This is a genomic window from Brevibacillus reuszeri (assembly GCF_002897295.1).
GTDB classification, from domain to species: Bacteria; Bacillota; Bacilli; order Brevibacillales; family Brevibacillaceae; genus Brevibacillus; species Brevibacillus reuszeri_A.
In genome coordinates, this window is the sequence record NZ_BEXF01000008.1 from 138,354 (window position 1) to 158,636 (window position 20,283).

At 47.3% G+C, this 20,283-nt stretch carries 20 protein-coding genes; 16 read left to right on the forward strand and 4 right to left on the reverse strand.

What is annotated here, in order from left to right; translation table 11 throughout:
* Positions 1-1,218, forward strand: coding sequence for a glycosyltransferase family 2 protein (locus tag C3B52_RS14860; RefSeq protein WP_164684788.1), 1,218 nt, complete (start codon positions 1-3; stop codon positions 1,216-1,218).
* Positions 1,219-1,298: 80 nt separating this feature from the next.
* On the opposite strand, the gene C3B52_RS14865 is transcribed toward C3B52_RS14860, so the two are convergent.
* Entirely contained in the window at positions 1,299-2,600 is a 1,302-nt protein-coding gene (locus tag C3B52_RS14865; protein ID WP_103107001.1) for a glycosyltransferase family 4 protein, read from the reverse strand.
* 116 nt (positions 2,601-2,716) lie between these two features.
* Between C3B52_RS14865 and C3B52_RS14870 the strand changes: the two genes are divergently transcribed.
* Both C3B52_RS14870 and C3B52_RS14875 read left to right on the forward strand, forming a co-directional pair.
* The gene (locus tag C3B52_RS14870) at positions 2,717-3,931 is read left to right on the forward strand and encodes a glycosyltransferase family 2 protein (RefSeq protein WP_164684789.1); all 1,215 of its coding nucleotides are present in this window, start codon (positions 2,717-2,719) and stop codon (positions 3,929-3,931) included.
* A gap of 49 nt (positions 3,932-3,980) precedes the next feature.
* Complete coding sequence (locus tag C3B52_RS14875; protein WP_164684790.1) at positions 3,981-5,207, forward strand: glycosyltransferase family 2 protein; 1,227 nt, start codon at positions 3,981-3,983, stop codon at positions 5,205-5,207.
* A gap of 73 nt (positions 5,208-5,280) precedes the next feature.
* Here the strand turns inward: C3B52_RS14875 and C3B52_RS14880 are convergent, their stop codons facing one another.
* Together C3B52_RS14880 and C3B52_RS14885 are read right to left on the reverse strand one after the other, a co-directional pair.
* The gene (locus C3B52_RS14880) at positions 5,281-5,676 is read right to left on the reverse strand and encodes a hypothetical protein (RefSeq protein WP_103107007.1); all 396 of its coding nucleotides are present in this window, start codon (positions 5,674-5,676) and stop codon (positions 5,281-5,283) included.
* Positions 5,677-5,877, reverse strand: a complete 201-nt coding sequence (locus tag C3B52_RS14885; protein ID WP_103107009.1) for a helix-turn-helix transcriptional regulator — start codon at positions 5,875-5,877, stop codon at positions 5,677-5,679.
* A 200-nt stretch (positions 5,878-6,077) separates the two neighbouring features.
* Here C3B52_RS14885 and C3B52_RS14890 point away from each other — a divergent pair, with 200 nt between their 5' ends.
* The 3 genes from C3B52_RS14890 to C3B52_RS14900 are packed head-to-tail and all read left to right on the forward strand — an operon-like array spanning position 6,078 to position 7,864.
* The gene (locus C3B52_RS14890) at positions 6,078-7,001 is read left to right on the forward strand and encodes an NAD(P)/FAD-dependent oxidoreductase (RefSeq protein WP_103107011.1); all 924 of its coding nucleotides are present in this window, start codon (positions 6,078-6,080) and stop codon (positions 6,999-7,001) included.
* Positions 7,002-7,029: 28 nt separating this feature from the next.
* Positions 7,030-7,281: a glutaredoxin family protein gene (locus C3B52_RS14895; RefSeq protein WP_103107013.1), complete on the forward strand. Its 252-nt coding sequence runs from the start codon at positions 7,030-7,032 to the stop codon at positions 7,279-7,281.
* 28 nt (positions 7,282-7,309) lie between these two features.
* Positions 7,310-7,864 (forward strand): peroxiredoxin, encoded by a 555-nt coding sequence (locus tag C3B52_RS14900; protein WP_103107015.1) that lies wholly within the window; start codon positions 7,310-7,312, stop codon positions 7,862-7,864.
* Positions 7,865-7,947: 83 nt separating this feature from the next.
* Here the strand turns inward: C3B52_RS14900 and C3B52_RS14905 are convergent, their stop codons facing one another.
* The gene (locus C3B52_RS14905) at positions 7,948-8,526 is read right to left on the reverse strand and encodes a TMEM175 family protein (protein ID WP_103107017.1); all 579 of its coding nucleotides are present in this window, start codon (positions 8,524-8,526) and stop codon (positions 7,948-7,950) included.
* Between the two features lie 644 nt (positions 8,527-9,170).
* Between C3B52_RS14905 and C3B52_RS14910 the strand changes: the two genes are divergently transcribed.
* The 10 genes from C3B52_RS14910 to C3B52_RS14950 are packed head-to-tail and all read left to right on the forward strand — an operon-like array spanning position 9,171 to position 20,283.
* Positions 9,171-11,399, forward strand: coding sequence for a hypothetical protein (locus tag C3B52_RS14910; protein ID WP_103107019.1), 2,229 nt, complete (start codon positions 9,171-9,173; stop codon positions 11,397-11,399).
* A gap of 12 nt (positions 11,400-11,411) precedes the next feature.
* Positions 11,412-12,155, forward strand: a complete 744-nt coding sequence (locus C3B52_RS37320) for a hypothetical protein (protein ID WP_235615720.1) — start codon at positions 11,412-11,414, stop codon at positions 12,153-12,155.
* Between the two features lie 55 nt (positions 12,156-12,210).
* Positions 12,211-12,612: a HEAT repeat domain-containing protein gene (locus C3B52_RS37325; protein WP_235615721.1), complete on the forward strand. Its 402-nt coding sequence runs from the start codon at positions 12,211-12,213 to the stop codon at positions 12,610-12,612.
* 17 nt (positions 12,613-12,629) lie between these two features.
* A complete protein-coding gene (locus C3B52_RS14920; RefSeq protein WP_103107021.1) occupies positions 12,630-14,069 on the forward strand; it encodes a glycosyltransferase family 2 protein in 1,440 nt (479 codons plus the stop codon).
* Entirely contained in the window at positions 14,066-14,848 is a 783-nt protein-coding gene (locus tag C3B52_RS14925) for a response regulator transcription factor (RefSeq protein WP_103107023.1), read from the forward strand. The genes C3B52_RS14920 and C3B52_RS14925 overlap by 4 nt, the downstream gene beginning before the upstream one ends.
* 22 nt (positions 14,849-14,870) lie before the next feature.
* Positions 14,871-16,232, forward strand: coding sequence for a nucleotide sugar dehydrogenase (locus C3B52_RS14930; RefSeq protein ID WP_103107025.1), 1,362 nt, complete (start codon positions 14,871-14,873; stop codon positions 16,230-16,232).
* 50 nt (positions 16,233-16,282) lie between these two features.
* Positions 16,283-18,115, forward strand: coding sequence for a glutamine--fructose-6-phosphate transaminase (isomerizing) (glmS, locus tag C3B52_RS14935; RefSeq protein ID WP_103107027.1), 1,833 nt, complete (start codon positions 16,283-16,285; stop codon positions 18,113-18,115).
* A 50-nt stretch (positions 18,116-18,165) separates the two neighbouring features.
* Complete coding sequence (locus tag C3B52_RS14940; protein ID WP_103107029.1) at positions 18,166-18,348, forward strand: hypothetical protein; 183 nt, start codon at positions 18,166-18,168, stop codon at positions 18,346-18,348.
* The gene (gene glmU, locus C3B52_RS14945; RefSeq protein WP_103107031.1) at positions 18,345-19,379 is read left to right on the forward strand and encodes a bifunctional UDP-N-acetylglucosamine diphosphorylase/glucosamine-1-phosphate N-acetyltransferase GlmU; all 1,035 of its coding nucleotides are present in this window, start codon (positions 18,345-18,347) and stop codon (positions 19,377-19,379) included. Before C3B52_RS14940 ends, glmU begins: the two co-directional genes overlap by 4 nt.
* Positions 19,366-20,283: a hypothetical protein gene (locus C3B52_RS14950; RefSeq protein WP_103107033.1), complete on the forward strand. Its 918-nt coding sequence runs from the start codon at positions 19,366-19,368 to the stop codon at positions 20,281-20,283. Before glmU ends, C3B52_RS14950 begins: the two co-directional genes overlap by 14 nt.

A 20,283-nucleotide genomic window follows, 5' to 3' on the forward strand; every position in this document is an offset into this window, starting at 1 on the left:
GTGAGCACGGAAGTAACCGTCATCCTTCCCTCGTATAACCGTTACCCGCTGAATTTGCTGACGCTGTATTCATTGGAAAACCAAACCTTTGATTTCGCCAAAATGGAAGTCATCCTCATCGATGATGCTTCGACAGACGGTACACATGTACTTGAGCACTATCGACCTCCCTACCCATTTCGCTATATTCGCAACACAATAAATGCAGGCCGTTCCAAAACGAGAAATATCGGGATACAGGAAGCCCAAGGAGAAATCCTCATCTTTTTGGATGCAGAGGTCATAGTCGATCCCGATTTTGTGAACAGTCATTATCAGAGGCATCAGACAAACAAGAAAGAATCATATGTCATTACAGGCAAAAATGTAAATAAAGTATACTCCTATTTATTTGCCGATTTTAATCAGTCGCAGTTCGATTCCTTTTATGCGATTGCCAAAAACTCTTCTATAGTCAAGACCCGATTTGAACAGATTGCTCATCCGCATAGGCTGAAAAAAGATCAGCTAGCGGAGATGGTTCGCCAGACAATGCAACCGATTCAACTGCTGACACAAAAAGACTGTCACTCCTTTTCCAACATTAAGCTCTTTTCCACCCCAAAAAAGTATGAGAAAAAAATTATTGATGCTTTTCGTGATGATTTCCGATTGCCCTGGATTTCCTGTACGACAATGAACCATTCCGTTCGCAAAAAACTTGTTGAGTCAATTGGTGGGTTTGATGAGAGCTTTATGGGGCATGGTCTGGAGGATTATGAATACGGTTTTCGCCTTTTCCAAACGGGTGTGAAATTTTCGTATGATGAAAATATATACGTGTACCATCAGGAGCATCCGATTGATTCGTTTTGGGAGCAGGACGGCACCAAGAATTTGATCTTATTTCAACAAAAGCATCCCTGCCTAGATGTGTATTTGCTTTCACTTGGACGCATTGGCATTACGGATTATACATTTATGGACCACATTATGCGGGAGCACCAGGCGATAACGGAAAGCAATCCAGGCAGGTTCCATTCTTTTCAAAAGGCGATAACAGGAATGCTAAAGCAAATCCCGATCCTGAAAGCACAGAAGCAGCCAATTGCGAATCTGTTACAAGCAGCAGGGATAGAGGAGAATGCAGAAAAGGCAGTCTGGGATGAACGTAGAGGTGTGGAAGCATCCGGATATCACCATCTGATCAAGCTGTTTGACCTGTTGGTTCACCGGTAAGAAAAATGAAAAAAGCGATCAACCAACAATCCCCTCGTCAGCAGAGCTACAGCCTGCACAGGAGGGGATTGATACTTTCTTTATATATAGGTTCGATAAACACTTTCTATCTTTTTCACCATGTGGTCTGCTGTCAAAAACTTGTTGGCATATGCTTTGGCGTTGGCACCCAGCTTTTGTCGCACTGTACGGTCCAGAATCAAAGCCCTGCAAGCGCCTGCTAGTTGTCGGGCATTAGCAGGCTCAAGCAAAACTCCCGTTACTTTATTGCGGATTAGTTCAGGAATTCCGCCGACCGTTGTACTGATGATGGCTTGACTCGCAAACATGGCTTCGATGATAGAGAGGGGAAACGTATCCTCTATAGCCGGATGGACGAAAATATCCGATTGGCTAAGCAGCTCAGCAATATCTGATCTGGCACCTAAAAAGCTGACATTGGACAGCTTGAGGGCCCGGGCTTTTTTTATCAGCTCTGCTTTTTGCGCACCGTCGCCTACGACCCGCACCTCGACATTTTGCAAATCGCTTGGAATCAAGGAGAGCGCGTCCAGCAAATACGTCACTCCTTTATGAGGCTCGAGTCTTGTAATGCACGTGATGATGACCTTGCCATCGCGGCTTGTTGGGGCTATTGGTTGAAAGGAAACACCCGTATGAACGGTTACGAATCGACTGGGATCGGCTCCGATTTCGGTAAAAGGAGCGCGGAACATATCACAGACGAGTATGACCTTCCTCGCGTATTCAAGTGCAGCCAAATCAAGTCTTTGAAAAAAAGCGTACTCTACGGAATCCTTGCGAAGCTCGTTCATTCGATGGACGCCGAGCTGATGAGGGGTATAGAAGAGCGGCTTTTGTAAGCTTTGATTGACTTTTCCCAGGATAAGGGCTGCACGTCTGTCATGGGTGTGCAGGATGTCATATTTGCGCAGATCCATCCTTTGAATCATGGCTTCAAAAACCCCGAGCTTACTTACCTCTTCTACGATCATAGGACTTAGTTGACCATACCGCTTTAAACAAAATTGCTCTGTACTTCTACGAATCTCATCATCTACGTTTCTTTTGAGGTCTCTCTTTATATCAATTTGATTCGGGCTGGCAATCTCCACATGATGACCCAATCGCTGAAGCCCTTCCTTTAGCGTGGTCATATAATTCGAGACGCCTCCTACATGAGGGTACCGCAAGTATGTTGCTAGCAGTATTTTCCATTTTTTGTTCTGCTCAGCCTTCTTCACAGTGCTGCCGTAGTAGTGATCCATCGCTTCTAGTAAATAAGGATGCGAATGCAGGAAATTAGCCATCTCGATTGCCTCACTCCATGTGTTTCCATTGATTTTTTGCTGTAATATATTCGCGGCATCATGTGTATGCAACGGTCAATTTATCCCATGAATAGCCTAAGTCCGCTGCTGCCAGTTTCGCAGGATTGGTGCTGATCATATGAATACAGTAGCTGTTATTTTGAAGATGGACAAAGGTGGAAAGAAAATTGAGTATTGAAGTGAGCATTATCCTTCCCTCCTACAATCGCTATCCGCTTAACCTGCTTACGCTGAATTCTTTGGAAAATCAAACTTTTGATCTTGCGAAAATGGAAGTAGTTTTAATTGACGATGCATCGTCCGACGATACTCCCTTGCTCGGAAACTATCGTCCGCCGTATTCATTTCAATACATTCGCAACAAGCACAACGAGGGGCGGTCGAAAACAAGAAATATCGGCATTCAAGCGGCGAAAGGAAAGCTGCTTATTTTTCTGGATGCAGAAATCATCGTGGATCGAAATTTTGTTCAGAGTCACTATCAGAGACACTTGAACAACGAGCCTCTCGTCATTACGGGAAAGCATCTGAATAAAATTTATTCCTTTCTTTTTCCCGATTTTGACGACAGCCAGCGCAAAGCATTTGCTGCGATTGTGGAGCAAGCCTCCATCGTTAGAAAACGGCTCAGAGAGGGAATTCACCCGAAGAGCATCAAGACCGAAGAGCTCGCAAGTCGCTTGCAGGAGATCAAAGAGCCGGTTCAGCTGCTGTTTCCCGAGGATTTTCATTCGATCTCCAAAATCAGGCGATTCTCAGCGCCCATGCAATATTACCAAAACGTGATCAAACTGCTTCAAAAAGACTTTCGTTTGCCGTGGATTGCCTGCAACGGCTTCCACTCGGTCAGCAAGGCAAGGGTTCTGGCGGTAGGGGGCTTCGATGAAAACTTTGATGGGCATGGCCTGGAGGACTTTGAATATGGGTTTCGGCTTTACCGATCCGGTATGTCATTCGATGTTGATCAGAATATCAATGCCTATCATCAGGAGCATCCCGTTGGCAGCGGTATAAAAGAGGAAGGGAATCGTAATTTGATTTACTTTCAGCAAAAACACCAATGCCTGGATATTTATTTGTTGTCCCTGACGCGCATCAACATTTGGGACTATACGTTTATGCATAACGTTCTACGCGAACAGGAATCGATGACGAGACAGCATGCTGGCAAATTTGATCAAATATTGAACCTTCTGATGCTACTCCTAAAGCAAATTCCTTTGTTAAAAGCACAGAATAAGCCAATTACGGCACTGCTTAAAGGGACAGGGCTGGAAGTGAATGAGGTCTGGAAAAAACGGATTTGGCATGAGCGGAATATGCTGGTCACTTCAGGATTTGTTCATATGGCCAAATTGTTTGACCTACTGATTCGTTTATAAAAGCAAGCGAGGGAAAGTCGGGATGCTTTGTGAAAGGAGGCCCTTAGTAATGGCGATTGAAGTTAGTGTCATCATCCCGTCCCATAATCGTCACCCTTACAATTTGCTTACCCTGCAAGCACTGGAAAACCAGGCATTTGACCTATCCAAGATGGAGGTCATTTTTATAGATGACGCATCTACTGACAATACGGCTCAATTGAAGGATTATCGACCCAAATATCCGTTTCGCTACGTTCGCAACAAAAAGAACTTGGGACTGTCGCGTACGCGAAATGTAGGGCTAGCCATGGCACAAGGGAGTATTATCATTTTACTGGATGCGGAAATGCTCGTGGAGCCGGATTACGTCAAAAAGCATTATCGGCATCATCAGAAGAAGGATTCGGTCGTGGTCATTGGGAAGAACAAAAACAAGGCGTATTCGTATCTATTCCCAGGCTTCAATGCCACACAACTAAATGAGATTTGCTCGTTGGCAGAAAATAGCTCAGCTGTTCGAAATCGGATGGAAAAAAGGCTGAAGCTGAATTTGCAGGACATAAAGCTGGCTGAGTACCTGAAAAAATTGAAAAAGCCCGTGCAGCTTCTGGATGAAAAAGATGTGAAGAGCAGCTCGCGTCTGCGAACCTTTTCCGTACCGGAACCATATTCCTACAATCTTCTGGAGCAACTGGAGGGACGTTACGAAAATAGTCGTCTCATCTGGCTAGCGTGTTTTGGTTCCAATCTCTCATTTAAAAAGAAAGTGATCGATAAAATTGGCGGCTATGATGAGACTTTTCAAGGCTGGGGATTGGAGGATACGGAATTCGCTTATAGGCTCTACCGCTCTGGGGCACAATTTGTAGTTGATCCGACGTTAAGCCGCTATCATCAGGAACATCCGATTACTGCTGACAGAGCGCAGGAGGAAAAAAGGAATATGCTCTTGTTTCAGGAGAAGCACCCTGTTATCGAAGTATGTATTAAATCGTTGAATTCGCTGAAAGTGTATGACTTTCGATTCATGGACGCTGTCCTGGAGGAGCATTATGCACTGGGGATGTCGCACCCGGGGCAATACGAGAAGCTGAAACAGTCGATTCTCGCGATGCTCAAGCAAATTCCTTTATTGATCACGCAAAAGAAACCAGTTACCAGCCTGCTGCAAAGCTCCGGTACCGTAATCAACTCCAAGGAGCACAAGCAAATAATTTCGGAGCGTGAGGCGCTGGCAGCATCCGGTAAGTTTGGGAATATGGTTCGGTTGTTTGATCTTTTATACGAAAAGTAGTTTTTTTGGGAGCCAGGTCCTCGTAAGCCTGGCTCTTTTGGTATGCAAAAAGGCATGTATGGGAAGCTGTGGCTCAGCGATATTGTTTGGACACGATCCATTCCGTCAGTGGCAGCACAATCATGGAGAGGGCAAATACCAAAAGCAGTGTCATATTTTCTCTGCCAAATATCCATTTGTCTGCAACAAGCGCGAGCAAGAGAAGGACCAGGATGACAAAATAGCTGATTTTAGCGCTTTTGTGGGTGATGTGTTGGCCGAGCTCATCATCCTGAGCGGGACCATCTCCTTCTTCACGGCTTCCCCACGTAATAGCGGAGAGCAGGGAGGTGAGGACAATGGCGCAGGATATAATCTCATTGAAGCCGACCGTATCTCCCGCGATCCATTTGTAGATGGTAAATCCGACGATGATTGCAGCGGCAGCTCCAAAAATCGCAGCACCCCATTGACGGGTTGTTCTTTTCATCTATACTTCCTCCTCAAAGTGAAATAGCTCGTCTACAGATACAGCCAGCTTGTGTGCCAGCAAAAAGGCGAGCTTTAGGCTGGGGTCGTACTTGTTGTTTTCAATTGCGTTGATCGTCTGGCGAGAAACGTGGCAGGCCTTGGCTAAATCATCTTGCGAGATGCCGAGTTGTTTGCGCAGTTGACGGATCTTATTTTCCATGGCAATACCTCAATATGTAAAAGATGTTTTACATTATTAGCGTACGTCACGCGTGATGAAATGTCAAAGATGTTTTACATAACAATTGTTATTTAAAATCATTATAAAAAGATATTGACTTTTATCTTGTATCTTGTAAAATGAGAAGTGTTCCTAGTTGATAATAATTATAAATTGATAATTGGAAAGGGGGAGCCAGCATGTATGATGTGATCATTATCGGTGGAGGCCCAGCAGGTGCATCCGCTGCCATCTATACAGCACGGGGAAATTTGAAGACGCTCGTGATTGATAAAGCGCCAGGTACAGGTGCTCTTGCCTTGACTCATAAAATTGCCAACTACCCTGGCGTGGAAGGCGAGATGACCGGAAAAGAGCTGCTGGATAAAATGCGCAGACAAGCGGAGAGCTTCGGCGCTGAATTTATCCAGACCACGATTTCGGCAGTTGATGTGGAGGATGAAGAGAAAGCCGTATTTACCGCACATGGCACTTTTGAAGCAAAAGCAGTGATTGTTGCGACCGGTGCCAAAGGACGCAACCGCATGCTCCCAGGTGAAGAGGAGCTATTGGGACGCGGAGTGAGCACATGCGCTACATGTGATGGGGCTTTTTATGAAGGCAAGCACGTTGCTGTCATCGGTGATACAGAGGAAGCATTGGAAGAAGCACACGCTTTGACCAAATTCACAGATAAGATTACCTTCCTGGTTCCGCGCGCTGAGCTGCAAGGTGTAGAAGGTACTCCCGAGCTGCCAAATACAGAGATTAAATTCCGTACCCGCCCACTTGAAATCATCGGTAACAGCTCTGTTGAAGGACTTCGCCTCCGCACAGCGGAAGGTAATGAAGAAGTGCTTTCAGTAGACGGCGTGTTCGTATTCCTGTCTGGCAGCAAGCCGGGCACAGATTTCCTCGACGGACAGGTTCCCTTAGACGATGAAGGCTTTATGATATTGGATGAATTCATGCAATCTTCTGTTCCAGGCGTGTTTGGAGCTGGAGAAGTACGCAAAACACCAGTGAAGCAGGCTGTCGTAGCAGCCGCAGATGGAGCGATTGCAGCCATGGCTGTAGACAGATACATCAACAAGCGCTCCAAAATTGTTCCACAATACAAATAAGCTGATCATTTAAAGGAGAGAAATTCACATGGCACAAGCAATCGTATATTCCAGCACTAACTGCAGCTTTTGCAAGCAATTGAAGACATATTTGACTGAGCAAAACATCGCTTTCGAAGAGCGCAACATCGATGAGAAAGAAGAGTACGGCCAAGAGCTAAGCCGCTTGGGAGTTATGTCGGTTCCACTGACGGTGATTGGAGAAAAGCAAATTCTGGGCTTTAATCCAAACCGAATCAAAAAGGCGCTGGCAGCTTTGGAAGAAACAGCAGCTCAATAATTTAGTAACAGAAAGGGAGAGGACAACTATGACAACACAGCAAATGGTTCAACTGCAAGTAGGAAAACCTGCACCGGATTTCAATATGCTTTCTACCAAAAACCTGGAGACGCTGGAAGAGCGTGTATCTCTGGCTGACTATAAAGGCAAATGGCTGATCCTGTTCTTCTGGCCATTTGACTTCACATTTGTATGCCCAACAGAAGTAACCTCCTTCAGTGACAATGTAGAAGAGTTCCATGACCTCGATTGCGAAGTTCTTGGTGTGTCTACAGACAGCGTGCACACGCACCGTGCATGGATCAAAACACCTCGCGACCAAAACGGTATTGGCGACGTAAACTTCCCGCTGGCTAGTGACTATAACAAGGATGTTGCTCGTGCATACGGAATTCTCGATGAAGAAGCAGGTGCAGCTCACCGCGGTCTGTTCATCATCGATCCAGAAGGTATCCTGCGCTACCAGGTTGTAACAGACATGAATGTAGGTCGTAGCGTAGAAGAAACGTCCCGTATTCTGCAAGCACTCCAAGCAGGTGGTCTGTGCCCAGCGAACTGGAAGCCAGGAATGAAAACCCTGTAAGGTAAGCAAACAGATATAATCGATTAGTGAAAAAGGACACCTCCAAAAGTCTCGTGCAGACTGTTGGGGGTGTCCTTTTTCAACTACGTGCCTCGCAGGGCATGCTCGATTCGCTTATCCGGTAAGAACCAGAGCACTGCAACAAGCAGGAAAAAGAAGCCGGATATCCAAGGACTCACATATGCGGTCAAAGCAGCGATCAAGTAGAGCACGGGAGATAATTTCCCCTTCAAGTTTCTGCCCATCGCCAGAACAAATGAGGAATCGGCAGGATGCTGGCTAATAATCGCGCGCTGAAGCAGCCAGTACGAGAACGCCGCGAGCAGTAAAATAATACCGTACAGCGCTGTTGGTGTGGCAGCAAAAGAGCTTTCACCCATCCAAGCTGTTGTGAACGGTACGAGTGATAACCAGAAAAGAAGCAGCAAATTGAGCCACATCAAACGCCCGTTCATCGTTCGAACCATGTGCAGTAGATGATGATGATTATTCCAGTAAATGCCGATATAAACAAAACTGAAGATGTAGCTTAAAATTTTTGGGCCTAGCGCAATCAGCGCATACCAGTCATGGCCTTCAGGCACTTTAAATTCCAGCACCATGATTGTAATGATAATCGCGAGTACGCCATCGCTGAACGCTTCCATCCGATTCGCTTTCACAGTGTTTCACCTTTTCCTCTCTTCGCGTTTAAACAGACTGGCTTAGTTAACGTAAAGCATTTTACACTATTCAAATCATACATATCTAGCATAATAACAGTCTGTTGAACATTACGCATGCTCTTGGAAGTAGACTTTAGTATCTAATCGACTGATCGGAGCAGAGACTGTCAGTTTTTATAACATAGGTAGCTAAATGTGCGCTGAAAAGACATTCCAATGGCAGTAATGCGATTGGAATGCTTTTTTGTGTTAACCGTCGTACCTCCCCCCAATATTTCATTTTCGTAAATTTTGACCGATATCGGCAAAATAAAAAGTTTTCCAAATAGTAGCAACCTCCCATTTTTACAGCCAGAAAGGAAAAAACGAGCTCGAGCAAATGTACCTAGTGACGAAAAAAGCTGGGACAGATGGCAGGGCAGGTTGCAGGACTTCGCGCCAAAAAACGTAGGTCATTAGAGGCTAATCCCACCTTCCTTTACATTTTCATGACAAAACGGACAAAGTCACAATAGTGATTTTCGTCTATGGGAACCCTTTGCTCCCTATGTTTACAATGACTATGACGTTTGGGCGAGTAACCAGCCTATTCGTCCAAAAGTTCAATAGCTCGTGGCAACGCAAACGGAGGTTGACGGGAATTGGAACGAAAAAAGAAAAGCCGTGCAGGATGGATTAGCCTCTCCCTTCTAATGGTTTTAGGCATCAGCGCCCTATGGTGGTATTGGGATGCCGACCGTGTAGAAAGCATGGAAACGACGACTGGTGTTCAATTGAAATTTCGTACAAGTGGTGACCATATCGAAATCTATCAAAATCAGAAGTGGCAGCCTTTCTTTGCAAAAGGAGTGAATCTGGGAGCGTCCTTGCCAGGCCATTACCCAGGTGAGCTGCCTATTACCAAAGAGGATTACACCCGCTGGTTTGCGATGATCGACGAGATGGGGGCAAATGTGATTCGTGTTTATACGATTCATCCCCCGGCATTTTACGAGGCATTGGTTGACTACAACAAAAAGAAAGCTGGTGATCCGCTTTATTTGATGCAAGGAATCTGGAGTCCGGAAGAGCTGCTTATCGAAAAGAAGGACGCGTATTTGCCGGAGATTCGTGAGCAGTTTCATCAGGAAATTCGAGATGCGGTAGGTGCTGTCTATGGTGATATCACGCTGCCGGAAAAACCGGGAAAGGCAAGCGGAAAATACCGGGCAAATGCCGGTCCATATCTCATCGGCTGGCATACAGGGACGGAGTGGGACCCTGTCATGGTGCAAAAAACAAATCAGCTGCACAAGCAAACGAAGCCTTACCAGGGAGCACATTTTCAAGCGACATCCAAAGCGAGTCCGTTTGAAAGCTGGTTGGCTGAAGTGGTAGACACTGTGGCACAGGAAGAGAGCAAGCAGGGCTGGCAGCATCCGATGACCTTTACCAACTGGGTAACGACCGACCCGCTCTCTCATCCAGGTGAGCCGATGTTTCACGAAGACTTGGTTAGCGTAGATCCGACTCATATTGAGCCGACAAAATGGGACGCAGGATATTTTGCTTCATACCACGTGTACCCGTATTACCCTGATTTGTTCCGCTACGATACGAACCTGCAAAAAGTAAAGAATGACGCGGGACAGATTGACACGTACAAAGGGTACTTGCGCCTGCTGAAAGCTCACCACAAAAACATGCCGATTATGGTAACTGAATTCGGTGTTCCCGCATCAGTCGGGACAGCGCATCTGGGAAATCTGGGGCGCAATCAGGGTGGTCATACGGAAGCTGAACAAGGCGAAATCGACGCAGCACTGATGAAAGAGATCCACGAGGAAGGCTACGCCGGTGGCATCGTGTTTGTGTGGCAGGATGAATGGTTCAAAAAGACGTGGAATACGATGCGATTTGAGCTTCCGGAGGATCGCCGTTCGTTCTGGCTCAACGTCCTCACAAACGAATCCTTGTTTGGCATTTTGGGGATGCACCCGAATAAAGAAGACGTGCTTTCGATTGATGGAGACAGAGCAGACTGGGATAAGCTCGCGCCAGAAGACAAAAAGCGTCTCGACGTCAAAATCCCGGGTGTCGACGAGCTTTGGATGACGCACGATGAGGGCTACGTGTACATCATGGCCCAGTTGCAGAAAGAATTTCACCCAGAGTCAGAAAAGCTCTACATCGGAGTCGACACTACTCCGGGCGGAAACAAGCATGGACCGCCGCTGGCAAGCACCAAGCTCGATGAAGGCTTGGAGACACTGATTCAGCTTGGAAAAGAGAGCGACATCCGCATTGCTTCCAACTATGATTTCCACACCCGTCTATACGGAAAAAGGTATGGAATGATAAAGCTGAAGGAATCGGAAATGAAGGATGATTCTGGAGTGTTTTCGCCATGGAAGCTCGCTGTCGGTCTGGAAATGGAGCCGCCGGACAGCAAGCAGTACCACCCGATGGAGGAGGTCGTTGTAGGAAATCTGATTCGCGGAACGACAGACGCGAATGACCCCGCCTACAACTCCTTGGCGTCCTGGCAGGTAAAAGGCAAGATTGTGGAGCTGCGCATTCCGTGGATGCTTCTCGGTTTTACTGATCCGAGCTCCTTGCAAGTCATGAGCTACCGAGAGGAACCAAAGGCCTTTCTTACGGAAACGACAAAGGGAATTCGCCTATTGCCATGGATCGTCGATGAAAAAGGACAATCCACAATCGGAAATACACAAGGTGATGCTCTCTATCCTGTCTCCAAGCTGCCGGTGTACACATGGCCGACGTGGGAGCAGGTGGGCTATCACGAACGGAAAAAACAAAGCTACTCCATTTTGCAAAAAGCATTCAGCGAGATCGAGACATCGACCGCTACAGATAGTCAGCCATAAGGGGAGAGGAGAGTGACAAATGTGGAAACACCACTCACGACCGCCGTTCTTTTTCTGTACGCGCTTTGCGCAGTGATGATCGTTGGGCTCGCCGTGTTGTTCGCGCTAAAAATAAGAAATAGCAGCGCAGATAAAAAAGCCCGACTTTGTCAGGAAAAATACCGCGACTACTTCGTTTATTTGCAAGCGCACGGTGAGGAGGAAAAGCGTCTCAAAGTGCCTCACGGCGAAGTAACAAAGAGCGAAAAGCAAATCATGCAAAAAAAGCTGTTTGAGCTGATGGAACTCTTTACAGGTATTCATCGACAAAAGCTCATTTGGCTCTGCGAGGATTTGGGCTTGGTCGAACTAGACCGCAAACGGCTGAAGGGAGCGTGGAAGTGGACACGGGTGGACGCAGCTTACAATTTGGGAATGATGCGTTCCAAAGAGGCACTCCCTGATCTGCTCCAGCTGCTTGAAAAGAGCAGCTACGATCCGAGCATCTTTATAATCGCTCGCTCGATTGCCAGATGCGCACGGGATACAGGCGATCTTCGCGAATTGGTTCTGTTTTTGGTCAGATACAAGAAAAACTTCCACGAGCTTATCGTTGATATTTTGAGCGATTCGCAAATCGATACAGAGCCGTTGTTCGCCTCCTTTTTACGGGAGGAAAACACAGACTTGGTCAAAATCGGGCTAATTGGCTTCTTGGCTCAGTCCCAGAGCCAGCCTGGCATCGAGTCAGCCCTTTACCAAGCTCATCGAATCTGAGGACAAAGACATCCGCATCAAAGCAGTGAAGCTGGTTTGCCAGGATGTGCGATATTTGACCGACCAGCGCGTAAAAGCGTTCATGAATCACAATGATTGGGAAATTCGTGCCATGATGGCCAGAGCCGTGGGTGAGTTGGGACTCGTGGAATACATCCCGATGCTGAAATCGGCTGTAGGTGATTCCAGCTGGTGGGTACGTCATCACAGTGCCTACAGCTTGACTGCGCTTGAAGTCGACGGTTTTGCTGCTTTATGTGAGATTTTGCGTGAAGAGAGGATGGGCAATAAGCTGCAGATGGCTCATCAAGTGATCCAGGAAGAATTGGAAAAAGGCAAGCAACAGGCAGCAGCAACGCAGGATGTAGAAAAGCAGCTGCAGTATAACCAAAAGCTGCACCTCTATCACAAATCCTATCGAAAAACGATTTCCACTGTTGCCGCGCTGGAGAGATAAGTGGAAGGGAGGCTGTCATGAGAGAATTTTTACTATACTACGGAGTTTTCGCTGTCTATTACGTGATTGCGATTAACTCGCTGTATTTCATCATCATGATGTTTTCTTTTAAAAGCATCATGGGCATTTTGAAAAGCTCGGTCTACTCGAGGTTCCAGTCGCTGTCGGGCTCGCGGCATGTGCCGCCGATCTCGATTCTGGTACCAGCCTACAATGAAGAGCTGACGATTATCGAGAATGTACGCTCGCTGCTCTCACTTAATTACCCGAAGTACGAAGTGATCGTCGTCAATGATGGTTCAAAGGACGATACACTGCAGGTACTGATTGAGGAGTTCCAGCTGACTTCTTCCGAGCATATGCCGATGCAGCCGGTGCTGCAAACATCAAAGATCAGAGGGATTTATCACAACCCGGCTTTTCCAAATCTGTATCTGATCGACAAAGGCAATGGCGGAAAGGCAGACTCACTCAACGCCGGAATTAATCTGTCTCACTACCCGTTGATTGCTTCGATTGATGCAGATTCCCTTTTGGAAAAAGATGCGCTGATTCGAATTGCTAAGGTGTATATGGAAAATCCAGAAGAGACTGTCGCGATTGGCGGCGATATCCGGATCGCCAATGGCTGCAAAATTGAAGACGGTGTGGTCAGTGATATCAGATTACCTGACAAGTTTTTGCCAATGATGCAGTCTGTTGAATACCTCAAGGCGTTCCTTGGGGGGAGAATCGGGTGGAGTGCGATTAATGGCTTGATTATCGTATCCGGCGCATTCGGTGTATTCCGCAAAGATTATGTAGTTAAAGTCGGCGGATACCGCGAAGGCTACCCTGGTGAGGACATGAACATCATCATCAAGCTGCACAAATACATGCTGGAAAACAATCTGCCGTATCGTGTTGCCTTTTGCCCGGATGCGGTTTGCTGGACGCAGGCTCCTGACTCGTTCCGAATTTTGGGCAGTCAGCGACGCCGTTGGGGCCGGGGTAATCTGAAAAATATGATTGAGTACGGCAAAAACATGGTACTTCGTCCAAAGTACAAGGTATTCGGGATGCTCACGCTGCCATTCAACATTTTGTTCGAGACACTCAATCCGTATTTCCGAATCACAGGGCTGCTCGCTCTCATCGGCTATACGCTGCTTGACATGACGAATGCCCATGTACTGCTGATTTACGGCCTGCTCAATTTGTTGTACGGCGTACTTTTGGGAATTGGTTCCCTATTGCTTGAAGAAATCGCATTCCGACGTTATCCACGCTTCAAGGACATCGTTAAAATGCTTTTCTATACCATTTTAATGTTCTTCGGTTACCGGCAGATCGGTGTCATCTGGAGATTCCTCGGTCACATCGAGTATTTGCGCAACAATAATTCGTGGGGGACGATGACCCGAAAAAGCTGGAAGGCGGAGAACAAAAACATTTCGAGTTTGGAGGCAAGAGGATGAGTAATCTCGTACCGGTTTTTTACCAGCTTCTCACGAACATGGAGGCCAGTCAGTCGGCATGTGGGGTTATTCTTGTCGCTTGCAAGAACCTCTCCAAGGAATCATTGGAGGCAATCAAAAGAGATTTTTCTCCAAAAGAGACCGATTCAGGAGAAGTCCATTTTGCCTATGACAAGACCAAAAACCTGTTAGGCATTATGGTCGAACAGCATAATCTTGCCGATACTCATTTTTTCGCTCTGCGGGTAAAGGATTATTTGCAAGAGAGTCAGCTGTTGTCCGGTAGTTTGCTCATCGCGAGCTTTCCGGAAAGCTCTGCATCGTCTGGTCAATTGTTTATGCGGATGATGCAGGAGATCAAGGATCTGGAAGGCTATGGCGAGATCAAAATTTACGATCAGCGAAATAGTGCCGACGCCGAAGAGCAAGCGCGCATTCTGCTTGTAAATCACGATGAGCACGTAAATGAGTTTTTGCGCATCTATTTGGAGCGAAAAGGCTACATGGTGACAGTAGCCAATGACGGGATGGAGAAATATCGCGAATGGACCCCGGACCTCGTCATTACCGATCTGAATTTGCCAATACTCAATGGTTATCAGCTCATGGAGAAAATCAAACATCACGAAGCTTCAACAATGAGCAAAATTGTGGTGCTCACAGACAAACGACTGGAGGAAGATGTGCAAAAGTCGTTTGCGCTAGGGGCCGCTGATTATATTACCAAGCCTTTCTCACCTATTGAACTAGAAGCTAGAGTGAGACGGTTAATTTCATAAAGAGAAAGGGAGAGAAGCGAGGATGGGTAGATACGAGGAGCTGCTTCAAAAAATTCAAGAAAAGACTGCAAAAGTCGGCGTTATTGGTTTGGGATATGTGGGGTTGCCGCTTGCGGTAGAAACAATCAAAAGCGGCTATACCGTCATCGGGGTTGACCTGCATAGCGGCAAAATCGAGAGCTTGAAAGCGGGCATTTCATACGTCCAGGATATTTCTGATGAAACGCTGCAGGAATGCCTCGAAACCAATCGCTTTCATCCAACAACAGATTATAGCGTGATTGAGGAGCTGGATGCGATCAGCATCTGCGTTCCGACTCCGCTCAGCCCGAATCAGGACCCGGATACTTCCTATATCACGAATGTAGTAGACCAGCTTAAAAAATACATGAAAAACGGACTCTTGATCACGCTGGAGAGCACGACGTATCCGGGAACCACCGAGGAATTGATCCAAAGGGAGTTTGAGAACCTCGGCTATCGTGCGGGTGTAGACTTTTTCCTCTGCTACTCACCAGAGCGAGTCGATCCAGGGAATCGGATGTATTCCACCTACAATACCCCCAAAATTATTGGCGGCACGACTGAGCGCTGCATAGAGCTAGGTAAGCTTCTGTACGGCAATCTTGTAAAAACAGTCGTTCCGGTCTCCACGCCAAAGGTAGCAGAAATGTCGAAGCTGCTGGAAAACACGTTTCGCAGTGTCAATATCGCCTTTATGAATGAAATGGCGATGATGTGTGACAGAATGGGCATCAATGTTTGGGAAGTAATCAAGGCCGCATCGACCAAGCCTTTCGGGTTCATGCCGTTTTATCCGGGACCTGGGATCGGTGGGCATTGCATACCGCTCGATCCGATGTATCTGTCGTGGAAAGCAAAGGGCTTTAAGTTCCACAGCCAATTTATTGAAATTGCCCAATCTATCAACGATAACATGCCGGACTATGTGCTGAACAAAACCGGTCAGGTATTGAATATCAATGCCAAAGCGATTAACAGCTCCCGGATTCTGATTTTGGGAATGGCGTACAAGCCGGATATTGATGATCTGCGGGAATCGCCGGGATTGGAGATTTACGAGCTGTTTACGAAAAACGGAGCGACTGTGGACTATTACGATCCGCACGCGCAAAGCTTTTTGAATAAAAAGGGCGAGGTCGTCCATTCGATTGCCAACGATTACGAAGTGTTTAAAACATACGATTGCATGGTGCTAATTACAAATCACCGTTCCTTCAACTACCAGGAGCTGGCTGATTTAGGTGTCTCGATCATCGACACGCGCAATGCGTTCGACGGAATTACCAATCCGAATGTGTACCGGATCGGTACATCCGTAGCGATTCGTCAGGAAAAAGAAATCGTTAGCATGCTCGCGTAAAACAAACGCGAGCAGTGCATGGAAAGCGTGAAAGAGGGAGGAAGAAATATATGTGCGGAATCATGGGATATATCGGCTATAGAGAGGCACAGCCGATCTTAATCAACGGATTGAAAAAGCTGGAATACCGTGGCTACGATTCAGCGGGTATCGCCATCTGCGACGGTTCAAATATCACGATCAGCAAGGCAAAGGGGCGGATCGATGTACTCGAGGAGCAGACAAGTAAATCACGTTTGCAAGGATCAATCGGGATCGGTCATACACGATGGGCCACCCATGGACGGCCATCTGATGAAAACTCCCATCCCCATTTTGATCAAACAGGCAAATTTTCCATTGTGCACAACGGGATTATCGAAAACTATCTGGAGCTAAAGGAAGAATTGAAAGAGCGAGGTATCGTGTTCACTTCTGAGACAGATACAGAGGTAATCGTGCACCTGCTCTCGGAAAATTATGATGGGAATCTGGTCTCCACTGTACAAAAGGTAGCAACGAAGATTCGCGGAGCTTTTGCGCTGGGCGTCATGTCGGAGCATGAGCCAGATAAGCTGATTGCTGTCCGTGTGGCGAGCCCGTTAATCATTGGGGTAGGAGCTGGTGAAAACTTCATCGGCTCTGATATCCCAGCCGTTTTGGAGCATACACGTGATGTATACGTTCTGGAGGACTATGATCTGGCGGTATTGACCAAAGATTCGGTCAGTGTGATGAGTCTGAATACGAATGAGCCGATTGAGCGTGATCTCGTGCGAATTGAGTGGGACAAGGAACAGGCGGAAAAAGACGGCTATGCGCACTACATGCTCAAAGAGATTCACGAGCAGCCACGCGCTTTGCGCAATACGATGACTGGTCGTATCGATGAAGTGGAGCAAAAGGTCATTTTCCCTACCCTGCAGCTGACCACAGAAGCCGTGCAAAAGATTGAAAAAATCTACATTGTCGCGTGCGGTACAGCCTATCACGCCGGAGTAATCGGCAAGCAGGTAATAGAAAGACTGGCTCATATTCCGGTAGAGGTCGATGTCGCATCAGAGTTTCGTTATCGCAAACCGTTGTTCCAAAAAAATACACTCACGATTGTTGTCAGCCAGTCAGGAGAAACGGCGGATACACTCGCTGCACTTCGTGAAGCAAAACGGAATGGTTCCGCTGTGGTCGCCATCACGAACGTAGTCGGTAGCTCGATTGCGCGCGAAGCGGATGATGTGATCACGACAAATGCCGGACCGGAAATCGCGGTCGCTTCTACCAAAGCCTATACGTCACAGCTAATCGCCTTCTACCTGCTAGGCTTGTACCTGGCCCAAGGAAAAGAGACGATCGATCAGCAAGCGAGAGCGGCAATTATTTCTTCCCTGCAAAAGCTCCCTGATCAGGTAGAAGCCATTCTCGCGCACGCAGACGAGATTCGTCAGTACGCAGAAACGATCAAAGAAGAAAGCCAGTTGTTCTTCCTGGGACGTGGTTTGGACTACGCCGTTTCCATGGAAGGCTCTCTGAAGCTGAAAGAAATCTCCTACATTCATTCAGAGGCGTATGCGGCCGGAGAGCTGAAGCACGGGACACTCGCTTTAATCGAAGAGGGCACGCGTGTTATCGCGCTTTCTACCCAAGACGACCTGTACGAGAAAATGGTCAGCAACATTACAGAAGTGAAAGCGAGAGGCGCTGTCGTTCTCGGCATCGCTCTTGCCAACAATATGGAATTGCACCGTTCAGTAGATGAGGTGTGCCTGATTCCTGTAACTGATGCCCTGTTAACGCCGGTTTTGAGCGTCATTCCGCTCCAGTTGATCGCTTATTACACGTCTGTAGCATTGGGACATGATGTGGATCGCCCTCGTAATTTGGCAAAAAGTGTAACAGTTGAGTAAAAACGCACGTCCATAAGTAACGAGTACACATAAAAAGGAGGCACGATGAAATGAGCACCTCGAATCGGACGTTGAATCAGGAGATTTTACTGGAGATTATGCTTCAGGCCTATCAGCTGGGCGTGCAGAGGAAAGACATAGATGTAGATATGATGATAAGCACATTGACATATGAATTGAAGCCCTACCTTGAAAATCAGGTACAACAGGGCAGGACGGAGGCAACAGGATGAACATTCATGCAATCGTTTTGGCAGCTGGAAAAGGAACACGGATGAAATCTAGTTTGTACAAGGTGATGCACCCGGTGTGCGGTAAGCCAATGATTGAGCATGTGACCCTGCTCTTGGAAGACCTGTCCTTACATAATCTTGTCGTGGTGATTGGTCACGGGGCAGAGGCCGTTAAGGAACAGCTGGGAAATCGCGTCCAGTATGCGTATCAGCATGAGCAGCTGGGTACAGGGCATGCGGTGTGGATGGCAAATCATGTTCTCGCAGATCAAGAAGGGATCACAATCGTTATAAACGGTGACACCCCACTCGTAAAAGCAGAAACATTGCGCCAATTACTCGAGCATCATCAAAGCAAGCAGGCTGCTGCAACGGTGTTGACCTCGATTGTGGATGACCCTACTGGCTACGGCAGGATCATTCGTGATGAAAACGGCGATGTCAGAAGAATCGTAGAAGAAAAAGATGCCACGCTCGGTCAAAGAAAGGTTCGTGAAATTAGTACAGGAATCTTTTGCTTTGATAACCAAAAGCTGTTCCAGACTTTGCCACAGGTCACGAACGATAATGCGCAAGGGGAGTACTATTTGCCAGATGTACTCTCTCTGCTGCAAGAACAAGGCAATCTCATCAGCGCGTATGCGACAGATGATCCTACAGAGGGTACAGGCGTCAACGATCGGGTGCAGCTTGCCCATCTGGAGCTGCTCTTGCGCAAACGGATCAATGAGCGCCATATGCGAAACGGCGTAACGATGATGGACCCGGCGACGACATATATTGATGCCGATGTGGTAATTGGACGGGATACCGTCATTTACCCCGGTACCGTATTGCGCGGGAATACCCAGATCGGGGAAGGCTGCCAGATTGGACCACATGTAGAGGTAACAGATACAACGGTCGATGATTTTACAAGGATTCCTCCGTTTACTTCTGTCGGGGATGCAAAAAAGGGCAACAAGTTACGGGCTGTTGGCGGCGCGGCAAGGATCGAAGGGACTCTGGTAGTGGCGGATGCGCGTCATTAAACGATACTCATGGCTCTGGATCGGGCTGTTATTATTCCTGACAGCCTCGATCGCCATGCTGCTTTTGAATTCGAACCAACGCCCTTCCTTTACGACGGCTACATGGATTTGGAATGCCAAGCTGATCTCTTCGCAAACGGAGGAGATCGTCTCCTTTGCCCAGGACAATCAAATCAATCTGATCTATCTGCATATTGAGCCGACACGCGTCTCGCCACAGGCATACCGAGCCTTCATTAAAAAAGCGAACGAGGCAAATATCAAGGTAGAAGCGCTTGGAGGCGACCCTAATTGGGCCTATACCGCCAACCGCCAGAGCATTGGCGATCTGGTTTCTTGGGTCAAGGCCTACAACCAAATGGCAAAGGTGGACGAGCAATTTTCGGGGATTCACGTCGACATCGAACCGTATTTGCTGCCAGATTGGAAAAAGGATCAGGAAAAGGTTGTGAACCAATGGCTGAAAAACGTCGACTATCTCATTGCGGAAACCAAAGAGGATAGCAAGCTTCAGGTAAGTGCGGATCTCCCCTTCTGGATTGATACCGTGACCGTTCCAGGTGACTCGGAAAAGGTCAGCAACTGGATGCTCCAAAGACTGGACAGCATCACATTGATGGCCTATCGCAATCACGCCATGGGACATAACGGCATTGTCGATATTGTTGAAAAGACAGTAGCAGCTGCCAATAGTGAAAAGAAGGCGTCAGTCATTGTGGGCGTCAATATTTTGGAATCCTCCGAGGGCGGTAATGTCAGCTTTCACGAAGAAGGTACCCAAGAAATGAAGCAGCAGCTGGTCATATTGCAGGAGGAATTAGCAGGGAATCCTGCGTTTGCAGGAAGCGCTATCCATGATTACGAGAGCTGGAAGCATGTGACCCAACGAGAGGAGCAACTGTGA

Bases quoted from the DNA above. Each gene is read 5' to 3' on its own strand.
- glmS (WP_103107027.1), top strand. From the start codon at position 16,283: ATGTGCGGAATCATGGGATATATCGGCTATAGAGAGGCACAGCCGATC.
- C3B52_RS14890 (WP_103107011.1), top strand. From the start codon at position 6,078: ATGTATGATGTGATCATTATCGGTGGAGGCCCAGCAGGTGCATCCGCT.
- C3B52_RS14900 (WP_103107015.1), top strand. From the start codon at position 7,310: ATGACAACACAGCAAATGGTTCAACTGCAAGTAGGAAAACCTGCACCG.
- C3B52_RS14885 (WP_103107009.1), bottom strand. From the start codon at position 5,877: ATGGAAAATAAGATCCGTCAACTGCGCAAACAACTCGGCATCTCGCAA.
- C3B52_RS14930 (WP_103107025.1), top strand. From the start codon at position 14,871: ATGGGTAGATACGAGGAGCTGCTTCAAAAAATTCAAGAAAAGACTGCA.
- glmU (WP_103107031.1), top strand. From the start codon at position 18,345: ATGAACATTCATGCAATCGTTTTGGCAGCTGGAAAAGGAACACGGATG.
- C3B52_RS14940 (WP_103107029.1), top strand. From the start codon at position 18,166: ATGAGCACCTCGAATCGGACGTTGAATCAGGAGATTTTACTGGAGATT.
- C3B52_RS14925 (WP_103107023.1), top strand. From the start codon at position 14,066: ATGAGTAATCTCGTACCGGTTTTTTACCAGCTTCTCACGAACATGGAG.
- C3B52_RS14950 (WP_103107033.1), top strand. From the start codon at position 19,366: ATGCGCGTCATTAAACGATACTCATGGCTCTGGATCGGGCTGTTATTA.
- C3B52_RS14895 (WP_103107013.1), top strand. From the start codon at position 7,030: ATGGCACAAGCAATCGTATATTCCAGCACTAACTGCAGCTTTTGCAAG.
- C3B52_RS14920 (WP_103107021.1), top strand. From the start codon at position 12,630: ATGAGAGAATTTTTACTATACTACGGAGTTTTCGCTGTCTATTACGTG.
- C3B52_RS14880 (WP_103107007.1), bottom strand. From the start codon at position 5,676: ATGAAAAGAACAACCCGTCAATGGGGTGCTGCGATTTTTGGAGCTGCC.
- C3B52_RS14875 (WP_164684790.1), top strand. From the start codon at position 3,981: ATGGCGATTGAAGTTAGTGTCATCATCCCGTCCCATAATCGTCACCCT.